Genomic DNA, 19,115 nt, shown 5'->3' with positions numbered 1-19,115 from the left:
TAAACCTGAAGAAGGCATACGAGGTTGAAAATAGCGTTTAGGACAACCTGACTTAACCCCGTTCCGTCATGGTTATGCTGCTCTTCTGTAAATATCCTGGCATTACTAATGCCAGGATATTTAAAGTGAAAAAGACAGGCATCCATTCCTGAAAACGGGTTCCCTTCCCGGTCATTGTCACTTCAGCTTTATACAGGCACTCTCTATCAGAATGCTGTTTATTACTGCCCAGAGTTTTGTTAGTATTCATCTACCTTTTTCTTCAGATAAAATAAAATCTCAATCAGATCGATATCCTGTTTGATTTGTTCACTCATAATATATCCAGAAAATAAAATCTGCCGCAGATAAATGAATTAATAGTCTGTATCAGGAATGTTCGGGTTAAATATCAGCAAAAAGCCAGCATCATGAATACTGGATATGAAGCATGAGAGTTACCTCAGTGTTTTATATAAGGATTCGGTCCTCATAGTAGAACGGTAACTCTCAATCTGATAGGTTCCTGAGTCAGTTCACATCACGACTCATTTTTTTCGCTCTCACCGGCATCCCATTTGCCACATAATATCCCGCCGTGCTCCTCGGCAACGCATCCTTCCCGCGAATCATATCCGCCATTTTCTCGCCAATCATAATCGTCGTGGCGTTCAGATTGCCGGTGATAATCTGCGGCATAATTGACGCATCGACTACGCGTAATCCTTCCAGCCCGTGCACGCGGCCTTCGCCATCCACAACGGACATCTCGTCGTACCCCATTTTGCACGTACCGCATGGGTGGAAGGCGGTTTCGGCGTGATTACGCACAAACTCATCGAGCTGCTCATCCGTCTGGCATTCGACACCGGGGCTGATTTCGCGGCCACGATACTGATCCAGCGCCGGTTGATGCATGATCTCCCGGGTGATGCGAATTGCGTCGCGGAACTCCTGCCAGTCCTGCTCGTGCGACATGTAGTTAAACAGAATCGCTGGATGCTGGTGCGGGTCGCGGGATTTAATCCGCACATGCCCACGGCTTGGCGAGCGCATCGATCCGACGTGGCACTGGAAGCCGTGCTCTTTCACTGCGTTCGAGCCGTTATAGTTAATCGCCACTGGCAGGAAATGGTACTGAATATTCGGCCACGCAAATTCCTCACGGCTGCGAATAAATCCGCCTGCTTCAAAGTGGTTGCTGGCACCAACGCCGGTGCCGCCAAACAGCCACTCCGCACCGATTTTCGGCTGATTCCACCACTGCAGGGCAGGGTAGAGGGAAACCGGTTCTTTGCACTCATATTGCAGATACATCTCCAGGTGATCCTGAAGATTTTCGCCGACGCCAGGTAATTCATGCACCAGCGGAATATCAAACTCCGCCAGCAGTTCAGCGTTGCCGACGCCGGAGCGTTGCAGGATCTGCGGTGAAGCAATCGCGCCTGCACATAACAGCACTTCTTTATTCGCCGTCGCGCGGGTTGGAATGGTGCTGTCGCCTTCCTGCCACTCGACGCCCACCGCGCGTTTGCCGTCAAAAATGATGTGATCGGTCATAGCGTGAGTACGAATGGTCAGGTTAGGGCGCGATTTGGCCTGATCGAGATAGCCACGCGCGGTGCTGGCGCGACGGCCATGCGGCGTGACGGTGCGATCCATCGGGCCAAAACCTTCCTGCTGATAGCCGTTGAGATCGTCCGTGCGTGGGTAGCCCGCCTGCACGCCCGCTTCAATCATCGCTTCAAACAGCGGATTGACGCCGGGTTTGGAGGTGGTGACGCTCACCGGGCCATCACCGCCGTGGTAGTCGTTCTCGCCCACATCGCGAGTCTCGGCCTTGCGATAGTAGGGCAGACAGTCGAGATAACTCCAGTTCTCAAGGCCAGGTTCTTGCGCCCAGTTGTCGAGATCCAGCGCGTTGCCACGGATGTAGCACATACCATTGATCAGCGATGAACCGCCCAGACCTTTGCCGCGTCCGCACTCCATGCGGCGGTTGTTCATAAACGGTTCGGGTTCCGTCTCATAGGCCCAGTTGTAGCGTTTGCCCTGTAACGGGAACGCCAGCGCGGCGGGCATCTGGGTGCGGAAGTCAAAGCGATAGTCCGGGCCGCCTGCTTCAAGCAGCAGCACGGTTATGTTCGGATCTTCAGTCAGACGGGTAGCGAGGACGTTGCCGGCTGAGCCGGCACCAATAATGATGTAGTCAAATTGCAAATAAACCTCCTGGTTAGAATATGGACTGGAATTTAGCCATCTCAACCTGGATGGACTTCACCTGGGTGTAACTCTGGAGCGTCATCACGCCGTTCTCGCGACCAATGCCGGAGTGTTTGTAGCCGCCAACGGGCATCTCAGCAGGGGATTCGCCCCAGGTGTTGATCCAGCAAATACCCGCTTCCAGCTGATGAATGACGCGATGCGCGCGGTTCAGGTCCGCCGTCACGATGCCCGCCGCCAGGCCGTAGTCGGTATCATTGGCGCGGCGAATCACTTCGTCCTCAGATTCATAAGTGAGAAGCGACATCACCGGACCGAAAATCTCTTCGCGCACAATGGTCATATCGTCGCTGCAATCGGTGAACACGGTCGGTGCAACCCATGCGCCGTTATCGAAGCTATCCCCCTTCAGTACATCGCCGCCGCACAGTACGCGCGCGCCTTCCTCTTTGCCTTTGGCGATATAGCGCAGCACGTTATCGCGATGCGGGAAGCTGACCAGCGGGCCGAAGTTAGTTTGCGGATCGAAAACGTCGTCCGCGCGAATGCGCTCAACGCGAGCCAGAATCTTTTGTTCAAATGCGGCTTTGCATTTCGCCGGAACGAAGACGCGGGTGCCGTTGGTACACACCTGACCGGAGCTGAAGAAGTTCGCCATCATGGCGATATCAGCGGCGAGATCGAGATCTGCATCGTCGAAAACGATCAGCGGTGATTTACCGCCCAGCTCCATGGTCACTTCTTTCAGGGAGGAAGCAGCCGAGTTAGCCATCACTTTTTTGCCGCTGGCGACACCGCCGGTAAATGACACTTTGGCAATGCCCGGATGCTCGGTCAGATACTGCCCGGTTTCCGCACCTACGCCCGGCAGCACGTTAAATACGCCGTCCGGCAGGCCCGCTTCGCTGTAAATTTCGGCCAGCTTTAACGCGGTAAGCGGGGTGACTTCGCTCGGTTTGAAAATCATCGCGTTGCCTGCCGCCAGCGCGGGGGCGGATTTCCACAAGGCAATCTGGATCGGGTAGTTCCATGCGCCAATCCCTGCCACTACGCCCAGCGGTTCGCGGCGGGTATAAACAAATGACGTCTCACGCAATGGGATCTGGCTGCCTTCCAGCGACGGGATCAGCCCGGCGTAGTACTCCAGCACGTCCGCACCGGTAACGATATCGACGGTTGAGGTTTCCGAATATGCTTTTCCGGTGTCGAGGGTTTCCAGTTTTGCGAGTTCGTCATTGCGTTCACGCAGAATATCAACGGCCCGACGCAGAATACGCGAGCGCTCCATAGCGGTCATCGCCGCCCAGATTTTTTGCCCCTGTTGGGCACTCTTCACGGCGCGATCGACATCCTCACGCCCGGCGGCCTGCACGGTCGCCAGCACGTTACCGTTGGCCGGGTTAATGGTCTCGAAGGTGCGACCGCTGGTGGCGGATGTATAACCACCATGTATATAAAGCTGCTGTTCTGCCATTCGGGACATCACGTCTCCTCGGTTAATCGGTGGGTAAATGCTGAGTAATAAAGTGACGGGTCAGCGAGTGTGCGAGAGGTTTATCCAGCGGTTTGCCGCTCAGTGCCGCGCGCAGCCATAATCCGTCAATCAGCGCGGCAAGTCCGTAGCCCGCTTCCTGCGCCTGTTGGCGCGGTAACTCGCGGTGAAATTCGCTCACCAGATTCGACAACAAGCGGCGGCTGCTCACCTGCTGCAAACGGTAAAGCATCGGCTGATGCATACTGCTGGCCCAAAACGCCAACCAGGCTTTCATCGCAGCATTACTGACCTGCGTTTCATCGAAATTCCCGTCAACAATCGCCTGTAATCGCTGCTCTGGGCTACCATCCGTTAGCGCGTGTAATCGATTCAAAACCGCGTCACGCAGCTGACTGGTGATATCGCGCATGGTTGCTTCCAGCAGACCATTTTTGTCCCTGAAATAGTGGCTGATGATCCCCGTAGAAACGCCTGCACGGCGGGCGATCTGCGCGATCGTTGCATCGTGCATGCCCACTTCATTTATTGCTTCCAGCGTGGCGTCGATCAGTTGTCTGCGCCGGATCGACTGCATCCCCAATTTGGGCATTTTCGCCACTCCATTCATCAGCGTTGTTTATCTATTAAAGCGGTTATTGATTGGACGTTCAATATAAAATGTGTCTTAATTGTTACTAATTTGATTTTAAATGGTAACAATAACAGTGGGGATACTGGATGACAGACCTTTCACACAGCAGGGAAAAGGACAAAATCAATCCGGTGGTGTTTTACACTTCCGCCGGACTGATTTTGTTGTTTTCCCTGACAACGATCCTGTTTCGCGACTTCTCGGCCCTGTGGATTGGCCGCACGCTGGACTGGGTTTCTAAAACCTTCGGTTGGTACTATCTGCTGGCGGCAACGCTCTATATTGTCTTTGTGGTCTGTATCGCTTGTTCGCGTTTTGGTTCGGTGAAGCTCGGGCCAGAACAATCAAAACCGGAATTCAGTCTGCTGAGTTGGGCGGCGATGCTGTTTGCTGCCGGGATCGGTATCGACCTGATGTTCTTTTCCGTAGCCGAACCGGTAACGCAGTATATGCAGCCGCCGGAAGGCGCGGGACAGACGATTGAGGCCGCGCGTCAGGCGATGGTCTGGACGCTGTTTCACTACGGCTTAACCGGCTGGTCGATGTATGCGCTGATGGGCATGGCGCTCGGATACTTTAGCTATCGTTATAATTTGCCGCTCACTATCCGCTCGGCGCTGTACCCGATCTTCGGTAAACGGATTAACGGGCCGATAGGTCACTCAGTGGATATTGCAGCGGTGATCGGCACCATCTTCGGTATTGCCACTACGCTCGGTATCGGTGTGGTGCAGCTTAACTATGGCTTGAGCGTACTGTTTGATATTCCCGATTCGATGGCGGCGAAAGCGGCACTGATCGCCTTGTCGGTGATCATCGCCACTATCTCGGTGACATCCGGTGTTGATAAGGGCATTCGCGTGTTATCGGAACTCAACGTTGCGCTGGCGCTGGGATTGATCCTGTTCGTGTTGTTTATGGGCGACACCTCGTTCCTGCTTAATGCACTGGTGCTGAATGTTGGCGACTATGTGAATCGCTTTATGGGCATGACGCTCAACAGTTTTGCCTTCGACCGTCCGGTTGAGTGGATGAATAACTGGACGCTCTTCTTCTGGGCATGGTGGGTGGCATGGTCGCCGTTTGTCGGCTTGTTCCTGGCGCGTATCTCGCGTGGGCGTACCATTCGCCAGTTCGTGCTGGGCACGTTGATTATTCCGTTTACCTTCACGCTGTTATGGCTCTCGGTATTCGGCAATAGCGCGCTGTATGAAATCATCCACGGCGGCGCGGCATTTGCCGAGGAAGCGATGGTCCATCCGGAGCGCGGCTTCTACAGCCTGCTGGCGCAGTATCCGGCGTTTACCTTTAGCGCCTCCGTCGCCACCATTACTGGCCTGTTATTTTATGTGACCTCGGCGGACTCCGGGGCGCTGGTGCTGGGGAATTTCACCTCGCAGCTTAAAGATATCAACAGCGACGCCCCCGGCTGGCTGCGCGTCTTCTGGTCGGTGGCGATTGGCCTGCTGACGCTCGGCATGCTGATGACCAACGGGATATCCGCGCTGCAAAACACCACGGTGATTATGGGGCTGCCGTTCAGCTTTGTGATCTTCTTCGTGATGGCGGGGTTGTATAAATCTCTGAAGGTAGAAGATTACCGCCGTGAAAGTGCCAACCGCGATACCGCACCGCGACCGCTGGGGCTTCAGGATCGCCTGAGCTGGAAAAAACGTCTCTCGCGCCTGATGAATTATCCGGGCACGCGTTACACCAAACAGATGATGGAGACGGTCTGTTACCCGGCAATGGAAGAAGTGGCGCAGGAACTGCGGTTGCGCGGCGCGTACGTGGAGCTAAAAAGCCTGCCGCCGGAAGAGGGACAACAGTTGGGGCATCTGGATTTGTTGGTGCATATGGGCGAAGAGCAAAACTTTGTCTATCAGATTTGGCCGCAGCAATATTCGGTGCCGGGCTTTACCTACCGCGCACGTAGCGGTAAATCGACCTACTACCGGCTGGAAACCTTCCTGTTAGAAGGCAGCCAGGGCAACGACCTGATGGACTACAGCAAAGAGCAGGTGATCACCGATATTCTTGACCAGTACGAGCGGCATCTTAACTTTATCCATCTCCATCGTGAAGCGCCGGGCCATAGCGTGATGTTCCCGGACGCGTGATTGTTTTTGCATAAAACCGCGCCATGTCTGCATATGGCGCGGTTTCTCTTACCTCTTGATATGTTATATCTGTACAGTTAAGCCCTTAGTATCGATTGATGATTGCCAGGCAACAGATAATAAAAAAGAAAAGAACTATTGAAGCCCAAAACCTACGTTTGGACTGTTGTGAATGTTCAATAAGCTTAGTCTTATTTAATGTAAATATTGGTGCTAATTTGAAATGACGCTTTATTCATGGGGAACGCGTAGCGCAAATCAACTAAAATCAATGTAACCGTTTGTTGTTTAAGGTTTAATTGTCTGTGTCTGATATTTTATTGATTGTTTTAAATATTGTTTTTATTGTCATTGTTATAATGTTGGCTATCTATTGCTGAATGGATTCAGTCTTAAAAAGCAGGTTGTTAAGAGATAGGCATAGAGTAATGACGTGTATGCATAACCAACATCTTTACTCATTATGTCATTGAATGTTGACGCTATGTGTTTATGAGGTTGAGGTATTTTCAGTTGATCTGGATTGTTAAATTCATATAATGCGCCTTTACTCATGAATGGGCGTCAATACGTAGTGGGAAATTATAAATATTGAAATAGTCCAACTACTTCTTTATTACCAAAAATGAGTATCTGAATTTTAATATTGCATTCTTGCGTGATTATCTCCTGAGTTTGACTTGTGATTACCTTTTTAAGGTATTTAGCGTAACTGTTTTTGAGCGAGCATCAGAGGTAAAGATAATCTTCTTGATAGTGATGTGGGATGTTATACGTATGGCATCGCTAATGTTTATGGTTACCCCTTATGTGTGCTCAGGAATCCACAGGTAATCACTCATACTGAACAGCGATAAAAGATAAAAGGTGTGTTCATGAATTCATGTGATTTTCGTGTTTTTCTGCAAGAGTTCGGTACAACGGTTCATTTGTCATTGCCTGGTAGCGTATCCGAGAAAGAACGACTGCTACTCAAGCTGCTGATGCAGGGAATGTCTGTAACAGAAATATCACAGTACAGAAATCGCAGTGCAAAGACCATTTCACATCAAAAGAAACAGCTCTTTGAGAAACTGGGGATTCAGAGCGATATTACTTTCTGGCGGGATATTTTCTTTCAGTACAATCCGGAGATCATATCCGCCACGGGTAATAATAGTCACAAATATATTAATGATAATCACTATCACCATATCGTCACGCCTGAAGCCATCAGTCTGGCGTTGGAAAACCATGAATTTAAACCGTGGATCCAACCGGTTTTCTGCGCGCAGACTGGGGTACTGACGGGCTGTGAAGTGCTTGTCCGCTGGGAACATCCACAAACGGGAATTATCCCACCGGATCAGTTTATTCCTCTGGCGGAGTCATCCGGTCTTATTGTCATAATGACTCGCCAGCTGATGAAACAGACTGCGGATATTCTGATGCCGGTAAAACATTTGCTGCCGGACAATTTCCATATTGGTATCAACGTCTCGGCGGGCTGTTTTTTGGCTGCGGGATTTGAAAAAGAGTGTCTGAACCTGGTTAAGAAATTAGGTAACGATAAAATCAAACTGGTTCTCGAGTTAACGGAACGTAACCCTATTCCGGTAACGCCAGAAGCCAGAGCGATATTTGACAGCCTTCATCAGCACAACATTACCTTTGCGCTGGATGACTTTGGTACGGGTTATGCAACCTATCGTTACTTGCAGGCGTTCCCGGTCGATTTTATTAAGATCGATAAGTCATTTGTGCAAATGGCGAGCGTGGACGAAATATCCGGTCATATTGTGGACAATATTGTCGAACTGGCGCGTAAGCCTGGTCTGAGTATCGTGGCGGAAGGGGTAGAAACCCAGGAGCAGGCGGATTTAATGATCGGCAAAGGCGTTCACTTTTTGCAGGGCTATTTGTACTCTCCGCCAGTACCGGGTAATAAATTTATCTCTGAATGGGTAATGAAAGCCGGTGGTTGATGTAAACCGCTATTCACAGCGCATCGGGAGGTTGGCAGCGATTAATTCTCCCGATGCAGTAAATCCTGATAGATCCCCGTTAATATGCCATTTGGCGCAAATTGCTTTTTAATCCACTGCGTCACCTGACCCGTAGCAGAATGCTGAGTTGCGAGTAACATGCGTGAATCCTGGCGCGGATTATGGATTTGTCGGGTAACCAGCAGGGATTGCGCCATCGCCTCACGGACCATGTAATCCGGCAAAAAACCAATTCCTTCACCTAAAATCTGGCACTGACATTTGGTGTTGAAATCTGGCACCAGAATCGACTCCTGCCCATGCAGCAACCAGCCCACTTTTTTATTAATCGTATGCGCGGTGTCCTCCACCATGATATTAGGATAGAGACGCAGTTGGCTTTCGGCGATGGGTTCCGGCACAAAGGCTAATGGGTGATCCGGGGCGATAGCAAAAGCCCAGCGAATTGCGCCAATCTCCGTGTAATCAATGCCGCCGCCGTCCAGCAGTGTGTCGGGCGCGCCGATAGCAATATTCGCCTGATTATTAATAATCGCATCCCAGACGCCGTTATACACTTCGGTCGTCACGGTAATCTGGCAGGTTGGAAACTGCTTTTTCAGTACCTGTAATAAGCGTGCGGTGTGTTTGGGCGTATAAAGCAGTTGGTTAATACAAATGCGCACCCGTGCTTCTATACCCTGCGAAATAGTATCGATGCTGCGTTTGATGGCGTGAAAATCATTCAGCAGGTCGGTTGCTTTGCGGAAAAAATAACGCCCGGACTCCGTTAACTCAATGCTTCGGGTACTGCGAGTGAACAGCACCACATCCAGCCCTGTTTCCATTCGCTTGATGGTGTAGCTAATGGCGGAAGTAGTTAAACCCAACTCTTCTGCGGCTTTACTGAAACTGCCAAAACGCGCAGCGGTAGTAAATGCCAACAGATTCTCTTCGGTAAAAATTGAGTTCATTAAACCATTCCCGCCATTATCGAATATGAATTTCTCCAGCCATGACTGTAGAGGTATCGGTTAAAGATAGATAATCATTTTTGAATAACTTTTAATACCCGTCGCGTTTAGTCGTCGCTTCGCTTAATTTTTGTCCGCCATATTCTGAAATTATCCCCACGCAGTTACCCGCCAGAAAACCCAGTAATGTCACCGTCCAGTTCATCCCGCTGGCAAAAAATAGCGTCATGCCGAGAAAGCCTCCGGGAATAAAAGACAATAAACCGAAACGTCCTTGCCAGACCACCACCGCCGAGAAGGGTACAGTCATAATCACGCTCGCCCAGAACGTGGACAATCCACTCACCGAGGCCAGCCAACCGGCAGCCAGCGCGGCGAAAAACGCCCACACCATCCCGGAATAATTAACCGCCAGGCTTCTGATAAACCCCGATTTACCGCCGCCTGCGGCATAAAAACTGCAAAAGGCGACGAAGCCAATGGTTCCTAATAATTCCCATCCCTGAGAGAGCCCGACATGTGAAGACACTAACTGCCAAAGCCCTGCACAAATACCGACGGTGACACCCGTTGCCGTGAGTCCGTTCATCTTGTTCCCCTCTGGTTAGACATGGACGAAAGCTACTCTTACATGTGCAGACTATAGAGAAATAAAACCTGATTGAGTGAAAGGGTATCGGGTCAAAGAAACAAATATTGCACTACCGCACACTGCGAAAAGATTGTTGAACATCATTCAACAAAAAGGCGAAATACGGCGAATTAAATTTAAGCGGGTTCTTTTATCAGATTATCGTTGCTATTCTCAATTCATCGAAAACAGCCACAAAAACCAGGGGAATGTGAATGACTATAAAAAATCTACCTGCCGACTATTTATTGGCTGCGCAACAGGGTGATATCGATAAAGTAAAAACCTGCCTTGCGCTGGGTGTCGATATTAATACCTGCGATCGTCAGGGGAAAACGGCAATTACGCTGGCAAGTTTATATCAGCAATATGCTTGCGTTCAGGCATTAATTGACGCTGGAGCGGATATTAATAAGCAAGATCATACCTGTTTAAATCCTTTTTTAATTAGCTGTCTGAACGATGATTTAACGCTACTACGAATTATTTTACCGGCTAAACCCGATCTTAATTGCGTAACCCGTTTTGGCGGTGTCGGCCTGACGCCTGCCTGTGAAAAAGGCCATTTAAGTATTGTAAAAGAGCTTTTGGCGCATACGGAGATTAACGTTAACCAGACCAACCATGTAGGCTGGACGCCGCTACTGGAAGCGATTGTGCTTAATGATGGCGGGATTAAACAGCAGGCGATTGTCCAGTTATTGCTGGAACACGGTGCCAGCCCGCATCTGACGGATAAATATGGCAAAACACCGCTGGAACTGGCGCGGGAACGAGGCTTTGAAGAGATTGCGCAGTTACTGATTGCCGCAGGCGCATAAACCGGGAGGCTTGCTATCAACACACCAGAAAGACGGTGTGTGTGGGCGCTAACTGCGGATGCGGATTTTCTGGCGCAGCGGGGGCAAGGACAGGTTGAACAGGTCTTTGCCAGAGCGGTAAATATCGCACTTCCGGCCCGCCAGCAGTTGCTGACGCTGCTTTGTGAAGAGTACGACAATGCGCCAAACAGTTGTCGGTTGGCACTCACTCACTTTAATGGTCTGTTCCATCATGGTGATAAGGTTCAGTTTGACGATCAAGGCATTACGGTTGGTCAACATCTTCATATAGAGATGAGTCATTGCCAGCGTTGGCTGTCCCCAACCTTGCAAATGACCGCTGTGAATTTTCACCTTATCGTCTGGCAACAGTGGCATGACATTATTCATCAGCACCTGGGGGAAAATGAAACCCTGTTTAATTATTGCGGCGATAATCCGTTTTATCAGGCGTTAAATAAAGAATTACATATTAAACGACGGGCAGTTATTCAGGCCGTAAACGATAAACAAAATATCGCCTCAGCAGTCGCCAGTATGATGGGCTTAGGGATTGGCCTTACGCCATCAGCCGACGATTATTTAACAGGTCTGGCGCTTATTTTATTTATTTCCGGACATCCGGCGGAAAAATACAAAGAGGAATTTTATCTCGGTCTGCAACGCGGCAGAAATAATACCACGTTATTAAGTGCCATAACGCTGGAAGCCGCATTACAACAACGCTGCCGGGAAAATATTCATCGTTTTATTCATAACATTATTTATGACATCCCTGGGAACGCAACTCAGGCAATAGAAAAAATTAAACATATTGGCTCCAGTTCCGGCTGCGACATGCTGTATGGCATGGCCGATGGTTGTGCGCTGAGCCAAACCTACGGAGGGAATTATGTCAGTTAAAATAGTCATTAAACCGAATACCTATTTTGATTCTGTCTCGCTGATGTCTATCTCTACGCGTGCAAATAAACTCGACGGCGTCGAGCAGGCATTTGTGGCGATGGCGACCGAAATGAACAAAGGCGTACTGAAGAATTTAGGGCTGCTGACGCCGGAGCTGGAGCAGGCGAAAAACGGCGACCTGATGATTGTCATCAACGGCAAAGCGGGCGCAGACAACGAGCAGTTGCTGGTGGAGATTGAAGAACTGTTCAACACCAAAGCGCAAAGCGGCTCGCACGAGGCGCGTTACGCCACTATTGCCAGCGCCAAAAAGCATATCCCGGAAAGTAACCTGGCAGTGATTTCGGTCAACGGTCTGTTTGCCGCTCGCGAAGCGCGTCAGGCGCTGCAAAATGATCTTAACGTGATGCTGTTTTCCGATAACGTCTCGGTTGAAGATGAACTGGCGCTCAAACAGTTGGCCCATGAAAAAGGGCTGCTGCTGATGGGGCCAGACTGCGGCACGGCGATTATCAACGGCGCGGCGCTCTGCTTTGGTAACGCCGTGCGTCGCGGCAACATCGGTATTGTTGGCGCATCCGGCACCGGTAGCCAGGAACTGAGCGTCCGTATCCATGAATTTGGCGGCGGCGTTTCGCAACTGATCGGCACCGGCGGGCGCGACCTGAGCGAGAAAATCGGCGGTCTGATGATGCTCGACGCCATCGGGATGCTGGAAAACGATCCGCAAACTGAAATTATTGTGCTTATCTCCAAACCGCCTGCGCCTGCGGTGGCCCGCAAAGTGCTGGAACGCGCACGCGCCTGCCGCAAGCCGGTGGTGGTCTGCTTCCTTGGTCGTGGCGAAACGCCAGTGGATGAGCAGGGGCTACAGTTTGCTCGCGGCAGCAAAGAAGCGGCGCTGAAAGCGGTAATGCTTTCCGGCGTGAAACAGGAACATCTCGATCTGCATACCCTGAACCAGCCATTGATTGCTGACGTGCGCGCTCGCCTGAAGCCGCAACAGAAATACATTCGTGGCCTGTTCTGCGGCGGTACGCTGTGTGACGAAACCATGTTCGCGGTGATGGAAAAACACGGCGATGTCTACAGCAACATCCAGCCCGATCCTGAATTCCGCCTGAAAGATATCAACCGCAGCGTCAAACATACCTTCCTCGACTTTGGCGATGACGATTTTACCAACGGCAAGCCGCATCCAATGATTGACCCGACCAACCGCATCAGCCGGTTGATCGAAGAAGCGCGCGATCCAGAAGTGGCGGTGATCGTGATGGATTTTGTGCTCGGGTTTGGATCGCATGAAGATCCGGTCGGTTCCACCATTGAGGCGATCAAAGAGGCGAAAGCGATCGCCGCTGCCGAAGGACGTGAGTTGATCATTCTCGCCTATGTGCTGGGTACCGATCTTGATACGCCATCATTAGAACAACAAAGCCAGATGCTGCTTGATGCCGGAGTGATTCTGGCCAGCAGTAGCACCAATACCGGATTGCTGGCGCGTGAATTTATCTGCAAAGGGGAGGAAGCCTGATGAGCCAGTCACTGTTTAGCCAACCGTTGAACGTTATTAACGTCGGCATCGCCATGTTTAGCGATGACCTGAAAAAGCAGCATGTAGAAGTGACTCAACTCGACTGGACGCCGCCGGGGCAGGGCAATATGCAGGTGGTGCAGGCGCTGGATAACATTGCCGATTCGCCGCTGGCAGACAAAATCGCCGCCGCTAACCAGCAGGCGCTGGAGCGCATTATCCAGTCGCATCCGGTGCTGATTGGTTTTGATCAGGCGATTAACGTGGTGCCGGGAATGACGCCGAAAACCATTCTTCACGCCGGGCCGCCGGTCACCTGGGAAAAAATGTGCGGCGCGATGAAAGGCGCGGTCACCGGAGCGCTGATGTTCGAAGGGCTGGCGAAAGATCTCGATGAGGCGGCTGAACTGGCGGCCTCCGGGGAGATCACCTTCTCGCCGTGCCACGAACACGACTGCGTGGGTTCGATGGCGGGTGTTACCTCGGCCTCGATGTTTATGCACATCGTGAAAAACAAAACCTACGGCAACATCGCTTACACCAATATGAGCGAGCAGATGGCGAAGATTTTGCGTATGGGCGCTAACGACCAGAGCGTGATCGACCGCCTCAACTGGATGCGTGATGTGCAGGGCCCCATGCTGCGCGATGCGATGAAAATTATCGGCGAGATCGATCTGCGCTTAATGCTGGCGCAGGCGCTGCATATGGGCGATGAGTGCCATAACCGCAATAACGCCGGGACGACGCTGCTGATTCAGGCGCTGACGCCGGGGATTATTCAGGCGGGCTACTCCGTCGAGCAACAACGCGAAGTGTTTGAGTTTGTCGCCAGCAGTGACTACTTCTCCGGCCCGACGTGGATGGCGATGTGTAAAGCGGCGATGGATGCGGCGCACGGCATCGAATACAGCACCGTGGTCACCACCATGGCGCGTAACGGCGTCGAGTTCGGCCTGCGGGTCAGCGGCCTGCCGGGGCAATGGTTTACCGGCCCGGCGCAGCAGGTGATCGGCCCGATGTTTGCCGGTTATAAGCCGGAAGATTCGGGGCTGGATATCGGCGACAGCGCCATCACTGAAACCTACGGCATTGGCGGATTTGCCATGGCGACCGCGCCTGCTATCGTCGCGCTGGTGGGCGGTACGGTGGAAGAGGCTATCGATTTCTCCCGCCAGATGCGTGAAATCACTCTCGGTGAAAACCCCAACGTCACCATTCCGCTGCTCGGTTTTATGGGCGTGCCGTCGGCAATCGACATCACCCGCGTGGGCAGCAGCGGCATTCTGCCGGTGATCAACACCGCCATCGCCCATAAAGATGCGGGCGTCGGCATGATTGGTGCGGGCATTGTGCATCCACCATTCGCCTGCTTCGAGAAAGCCATTCTCGGCTGGTGCGAACGTTACGGCGTCTGACCTGCAAACGCACCTTACGATCCCTTCTCCCTTCTGGGGAGAGGGGCAACCTCACTCTCATAACCCCATCACCCTCTGTAGCGGACATAACAACATGAAAGAGCTTGTGGTCGTTGCCATTGGTGGCAACAGCATTATCAAAGATAACGCCAGCCAGTCGATTGAGCATCAGGCGGAGGCGGTGAAAGCCGTGGCCGATACGGTGCTGGAAATGCTGGCTTCCGATTACGACATTGTGCTGACCCACGGCAACGGGCCGCAGGTCGGTCTGGATTTACGCCGCGCGGAGATAGCCCACGAGCGCGAAGGGCTGCCCTTAACGCCGCTGGCGAACTGTGTGGCGGATACGCAAGGCGGCATTGGCTATCTGATCCAACAGGCGCTGAATAACCGACTGGCGCGTCACGGTGAGAAAAAAGCCGTCACCGTGGTGACTCAGGTGGAAGTGGATAAAAACGATCCGGGGTTTGCCCATCCCACCAAGCCCATCGGCGCATTCTTTAGTGAAAGCCAGCGTGACGAATTACAAAAGGCAAACCCTGACTGGCGTTTTGTTGAAGATGCCGGACGGGGCTATCGCCGCGTGGTCGCCTCGCCGGAACCGCAACGTATTGTAGAAGCACCTGCCATTAAGGCGCTGATCCAACAAGGCTTTGTGGTGATTGGCGCGGGCGGTGGCGGAATTCCGGTGGTGTGCAGTGAAGCGGGGGATTACCAAAGCGTGGACGCGGTTATCGACAAAGATCTCTCTACCGCGCTATTGGCCCGTGAAATTCACGCCGACATTCTGGTGATCACCACTGGCGTCGAAAAAGTGTGTATTCACTTTGGCAAACCGCAGCAGCAGGCGCTCGATCGGGTGGATATTGCCACCATGACCCGCTATATGCAGGAAGGGCATTTTCCGCCTGGCAGCATGTTGCCAAAAATCATCGCCAGCCTGACGTTCCTGGAACAGGGCGGCAAAGAAGTGATTATCACCACGCCGGAATGCCTGCCTGCGGCGCTGCGCGGTGAAACGGGCACCCATATTATTAAAACGTAAGGACGTAAGATGAAAGAAAGCAATAGCCGCCGTGAGTTTCTGAGCCAGAGCGGTAAGATGGTCACCGCCGCCGCGCTGTTTGGTACCTCTGTGCCGCTCGCCCATGCGGCAGTCCCTGGCACAACCCACTGCGACGCGAATAACACCATGAAAATCACTGACCCGCACTACTATCTCGACAACGTGTTGCTGGAAACCGGTTTTGACTACGAAAATGGCGTGGCGGTGCAGACCCGCACGGCGCGCCAGACTGTGGAAATTCAGAACGGCAAAATTGTTGCACTGCGCGAGAACAATCAGCATCCGGACGCCACGCTGCCGCACTATGACGCTGGCGGTATGTTGATGCTGCCCACCACCCGCGACATGCATATTCATCTCGACAAAACTTTCTACGGCGGGCCGTGGCGCTCGCTCAATCGCCCGGCAGGCACCACCATCCAGGACATGATCAAACTCGAGCAGAAAATGCTGCCGGAGTTACAACCGTACACGCAGGAGCGGGCGGAAAAACTGATCGATTTATTGCAGTCGAAAGGCACCACCATTGCCCGCAGCCACTGCAATATCGAACCGGTTTCCGGCCTGAAAAATCTGCAAAATTTGCAGGCGGTTCTGGCGCGACGTCAGGCGGGCTTCGAGTGTGAAATTGTCGCCTTCCCGCAGCACGGTTTGCTGCTGTCGAAATCAGAACCCTTAATGCGCGAAGCGATGCAGGCGGGGGCGCATTACGTCGGCGGACTGGACCCGACCAGTGTTGATGGCGCGATGGAAAAATCCCTCGACACCATGTTCCAGATTGCGCTGGACTACGACAAAGGCGTTGATATTCACCTGCACGAAACCACTCCGGCAGGCGTGGCAGCCATCAATTATATGGTTGAAACGGTGGAGAAAACGCCGCAACTGAAGGGCAAGCTGACCATCAGCCACGCCTTTGCGCTGGCAACGCTCAATGAGCAACAGGTAGATGAACTGGCGCACCGGATGGCGGCGCAGCAAATTTCTATCGCCTCGACGGTGCCGATTGGCACGTTGCATATGCCGCTCAAACAACTGCACGACAAAGGCGTAAAAGTGATGACCGGCACCGACAGCGTTATCGACCACTGGTCGCCTTACGGCCTGGGCGACATGCTGGAAAAAGCCAATCTGTACGCGCAGCTCTATATTCGTCCTAACGAACAGAACCTCTCCCGCTCGCTGTTTTTAGCCACTGGCGATGTATTGCCGCTCAACGAAAAAGGCGAGCGCGTGTGGCCCAAAGCGCAGGATGACGCCAGCTTTGTGCTGGTGGACGCCTCCTGTTCCGCCGAGGCGGTGGCGCGTATTTCGCCGAGAACGGCGACGTTCCATAAAGGGCAACTGGTGTGGGGGAGTGTGGCAGGTTGATACGAACTTGATATATCTGCAACGGTGAATCGTAAGAGATATTAAGCCCCAGGGAGTGGGGCGACACTGGTTTGTTAATGAATGATCCTGAACTTTATAATCTCCAGGCATAATTTCCAGGTGATTATTTGAGAGAAATACACAAAAGTGAGTTTTAACAAAGGTATTTATCAGGCCATAAATGTGACCTGCTTCGGATAAAAAAGATTAAACATAGAAAAACCAATGATACTCTTGCTGATGGTTATCAACAGTAATTAAGATGTGATTTGTTTTTCCGTAATCGCGAAAATATTCTCATGACCATAAAAGAAAAATTCTCACAAAAATATCCCCATGCTTCCTTTTGTACTTTTGGCGATTCAGCAGCGTTGGCCGATCACCTCGCAACGTTGATTGCGACTGGTGTTAAAACAGCTTCCTGTGGTTCGCTGGCGGGATGTATTGAAGACAACGCATTTCCGATGATTGGGGAGTATAAGATTGTAGAAAATAGCCGTGGTGAGCCTGTCTGTGTTATCAGAGTGATTGGCCTGCATTTACTGCGCTTTTCTGATGTCACCGCGGAGCTTGCCCGTAAGGAAGGTGAAGGTGACCTCAGTCTTGAATATTGGCGTAATGAACACCGTCGTTTTTTCCAGGCAGAAGGATGCTATTCACCTGAAATGGACGTTATCTTTGAAGAATATGCCCTTATTGACGTTGTGTAGATAACTATTTTTCTACGCGAAATAAGCTCACAAACATAAAGTATCGCTAATTTTGTTTATTTTGCTGTTTTTTACGTGATGATTGTCACACTTATTGTTACTGCCCGTTTTGTCCATATTTATAACCAAATTTTTAATAGCTGCCTGAAATAGGGCTGTTTATTCTGCATAAAAATATTCGAAAATTCTTATTCTCTCCAGCGCGCTAATTTGGGCGAACACTTCCTGACTACCCTGCAATGAGGCTGAAATGATGAATAAACGTTTTGTTATCAATATGGTGTCTTCGCTGTTATTAGGCGCTGCGCTAATTTCTGCGCCGCTCCAGGCAGCGGAAAAAGTCGTGGTGAATATCTCTAAAGTCGATGGTATGCCGTGGTTTAATCGCATGGGCGAAGGTGTGGTTGAGGCGGGTAAAGCCTTTGGTGTTAATGCGTCACAGGTGGGGCCTTCAAGTACTGATGCTCCGCAACAGGTTAAAATTATTGAGGATTTAATCGCCCGTAAGGTTAATGCAATTACTATCGTGCCAAACGATGCCAACGTGCTGGAACCGGTATTCAAAAAAGCGCGAGATGCCGGAATTGTGGTTCTGACCAACGAATCTCCCGGTCAGCCAAGTGCTAACTGGGATATCGAAATCATTGATAACGAAAAATTTGCCGCTGAATATGTTGAACATATGGCGAAACGCATGGGTGGCAAGGGCGGCTATGTGATTTACGTGGGGAGTTTGACCGTGCCGCAGCATAACTTATGGGCTGACTTGCTGGTGAAATACCAGAAAGAGCATTACCCGGATATGCATGAAGTTACCCGCCGCATGCCGGTTGCCGAGAGTGTGGATGACTCACGTCGTACCACACTTGACCTGATGAAAACCTATCCTGACTTGAAAGCGGTTGTCTCCTTTGGTTCAAACGGTCCGATTGGCGCGGGACGTGCGGTGAAAGAGAAACGGGCGAAAAATAAAGTCGCAGTCTATGGCATGATGATCCCTTCACAGGCGGCATCACTGATTAAAAGTGGTGATATCACCGAAGGGATTACTTACGATCCGGCCTCTGCAGGTTACGCACTCGCAGCCGTCGCCAGCACGTTGCTGAAGGGTGAAGAGATCAAACCTGGATTAGAAATGCAGAATCTGGGTAAGGCCGACGTAGATATGGATAAGCGAATTATCCGTTTCCATAAGGTATTACTGGTCAACAAAGACAATATCGACTCACTTTATTAATCCATTTCTTCGGGGCGAAAGCCCCGATTCTTATT

At 51.4% G+C, this 19,115-nt stretch carries 16 protein-coding genes and 1 pseudogene; 10 read left to right on the top strand and 7 right to left on the bottom strand.

The window, feature by feature from the left end:
* Positions 1–52 precede the first annotated feature (52 nt).
* The 5 genes and pseudogenes from ACJHX7_RS10715 to betI all read right to left on the bottom strand — a co-directional run bounded on the left by ACJHX7_RS10715 (position 53) and on the right by betI (position 4,286).
* Positions 53–250: a hypothetical protein gene (locus tag ACJHX7_RS10715; protein WP_015674588.1), complete on the bottom strand. Its 198-nt coding sequence runs from the start codon at positions 248–250 to the stop codon at positions 53–55.
* A gap of 1 nt (position 251) precedes the next feature.
* Positions 252–317 (bottom strand): annotated as a pseudogene (locus ACJHX7_RS10710) (hypothetical protein); the annotation flags it as partial.
* A gap of 193 nt (positions 318–510) precedes the next feature.
* The gene (betA, locus tag ACJHX7_RS10705) at positions 511–2,199 is read right to left on the bottom strand and encodes a choline dehydrogenase (protein WP_094029755.1); all 1,689 of its coding nucleotides are present in this window, start codon (positions 2,197–2,199) and stop codon (positions 511–513) included.
* A gap of 13 nt (positions 2,200–2,212) precedes the next feature.
* Positions 2,213–3,685, bottom strand: a complete 1,473-nt coding sequence (betB, locus tag ACJHX7_RS10700) for a betaine-aldehyde dehydrogenase (protein ID WP_094029754.1) — start codon at positions 3,683–3,685, stop codon at positions 2,213–2,215.
* A 13-nt stretch (positions 3,686–3,698) separates the two neighbouring features.
* A complete protein-coding gene (gene betI, locus ACJHX7_RS10695; protein ID WP_024241779.1) occupies positions 3,699–4,286 on the bottom strand; it encodes a transcriptional regulator BetI in 588 nt (195 codons plus the stop codon).
* 128 nt (positions 4,287–4,414) lie between these two features.
* On the opposite strand from betI, the gene betT reads away from it, so the two are divergent.
* A complete protein-coding gene (betT, locus tag ACJHX7_RS10690; RefSeq protein ID WP_000131044.1) occupies positions 4,415–6,448 on the top strand; it encodes a choline BCCT transporter BetT in 2,034 nt (677 codons plus the stop codon).
* An 875-nt stretch (positions 6,449–7,323) separates the two neighbouring features.
* Positions 7,324–8,412 carry a DNA-binding transcriptional activator/c-di-GMP phosphodiesterase PdeL gene (gene pdeL, locus ACJHX7_RS10685; RefSeq protein WP_001305451.1) on the top strand — a complete coding sequence of 363 codons (1,089 nt, stop codon included), beginning with the start codon at positions 7,324–7,326 and terminating at the stop codon, positions 8,410–8,412.
* Between the two features lie 41 nt (positions 8,413–8,453).
* On the opposite strand, the gene ACJHX7_RS10680 is transcribed toward pdeL, so the two are convergent.
* Both ACJHX7_RS10680 and ACJHX7_RS10675 read right to left on the bottom strand, forming a co-directional pair.
* Positions 8,454–9,386, bottom strand: a complete 933-nt coding sequence (locus ACJHX7_RS10680) for a LysR substrate-binding domain-containing protein (RefSeq protein ID WP_001084388.1) — start codon at positions 9,384–9,386, stop codon at positions 8,454–8,456.
* A 91-nt stretch (positions 9,387–9,477) separates the two neighbouring features.
* Positions 9,478–9,975 carry a DUF1097 domain-containing protein gene (locus ACJHX7_RS10675; protein ID WP_001013882.1) on the bottom strand — a complete coding sequence of 166 codons (498 nt, stop codon included), beginning with the start codon at positions 9,973–9,975 and terminating at the stop codon, positions 9,478–9,480.
* Positions 9,976–10,232: 257 nt separating this feature from the next.
* On the opposite strand from ACJHX7_RS10675, the gene ACJHX7_RS10670 reads away from it, so the two are divergent.
* From ACJHX7_RS10670 to ACJHX7_RS10635, 8 genes are all read left to right on the top strand, one after another.
* The gene (locus ACJHX7_RS10670; RefSeq protein ID WP_000153097.1) at positions 10,233–10,838 is read left to right on the top strand and encodes an ankyrin repeat domain-containing protein; all 606 of its coding nucleotides are present in this window, start codon (positions 10,233–10,235) and stop codon (positions 10,836–10,838) included.
* Positions 10,839–10,877: 39 nt separating this feature from the next.
* Positions 10,878–11,741 (top strand): DUF2877 domain-containing protein, encoded by an 864-nt coding sequence (locus tag ACJHX7_RS10665; RefSeq protein ID WP_001361812.1) that lies wholly within the window; start codon positions 10,878–10,880, stop codon positions 11,739–11,741.
* The gene (gene fdrA / locus ACJHX7_RS10660; RefSeq protein WP_022645248.1) at positions 11,731–13,278 is read left to right on the top strand and encodes an acyl-CoA synthetase FdrA; all 1,548 of its coding nucleotides are present in this window, start codon (positions 11,731–11,733) and stop codon (positions 13,276–13,278) included. The genes ACJHX7_RS10665 and fdrA overlap by 11 nt, the downstream gene beginning before the upstream one ends.
* Positions 13,278–14,696, top strand: a complete 1,419-nt coding sequence (locus tag ACJHX7_RS10655) for a DUF1116 domain-containing protein (RefSeq protein WP_410231571.1) — start codon at positions 13,278–13,280, stop codon at positions 14,694–14,696. The genes fdrA and ACJHX7_RS10655 overlap by 1 nt, the downstream gene beginning before the upstream one ends.
* Before the next feature lie 94 nt (positions 14,697–14,790).
* Positions 14,791–15,741: a carbamate kinase family protein gene (locus tag ACJHX7_RS10650; RefSeq protein ID WP_000661641.1), complete on the top strand. Its 951-nt coding sequence runs from the start codon at positions 14,791–14,793 to the stop codon at positions 15,739–15,741.
* A 9-nt stretch (positions 15,742–15,750) separates the two neighbouring features.
* A complete protein-coding gene (locus tag ACJHX7_RS10645) occupies positions 15,751–17,133 on the top strand; it encodes an amidohydrolase family protein (protein ID WP_410231570.1) in 1,383 nt (460 codons plus the stop codon).
* A gap of 299 nt (positions 17,134–17,432) precedes the next feature.
* A complete protein-coding gene (locus ACJHX7_RS10640) occupies positions 17,433–17,843 on the top strand; it encodes an ASCH domain-containing protein (protein ID WP_044705473.1) in 411 nt (136 codons plus the stop codon).
* Positions 17,844–18,096: 253 nt separating this feature from the next.
* Positions 18,097–19,080, top strand: a complete 984-nt coding sequence (locus tag ACJHX7_RS10635) for an autoinducer 2 ABC transporter substrate-binding protein (protein ID WP_001042107.1) — start codon at positions 18,097–18,099, stop codon at positions 19,078–19,080.
* Positions 19,081–19,115: the final 35 nt, after the last annotated feature.

The organism is Escherichia sp. WS1451 (genome assembly GCF_046487365.1).
Classification (GTDB): domain Bacteria; phylum Pseudomonadota; class Gammaproteobacteria; order Enterobacterales; family Enterobacteriaceae; genus Escherichia; species Escherichia coli.
The sequence above is the reverse complement of the archived record's forward strand: the minus strand, read 5'-3'. Positions and strand labels throughout refer to the sequence as shown.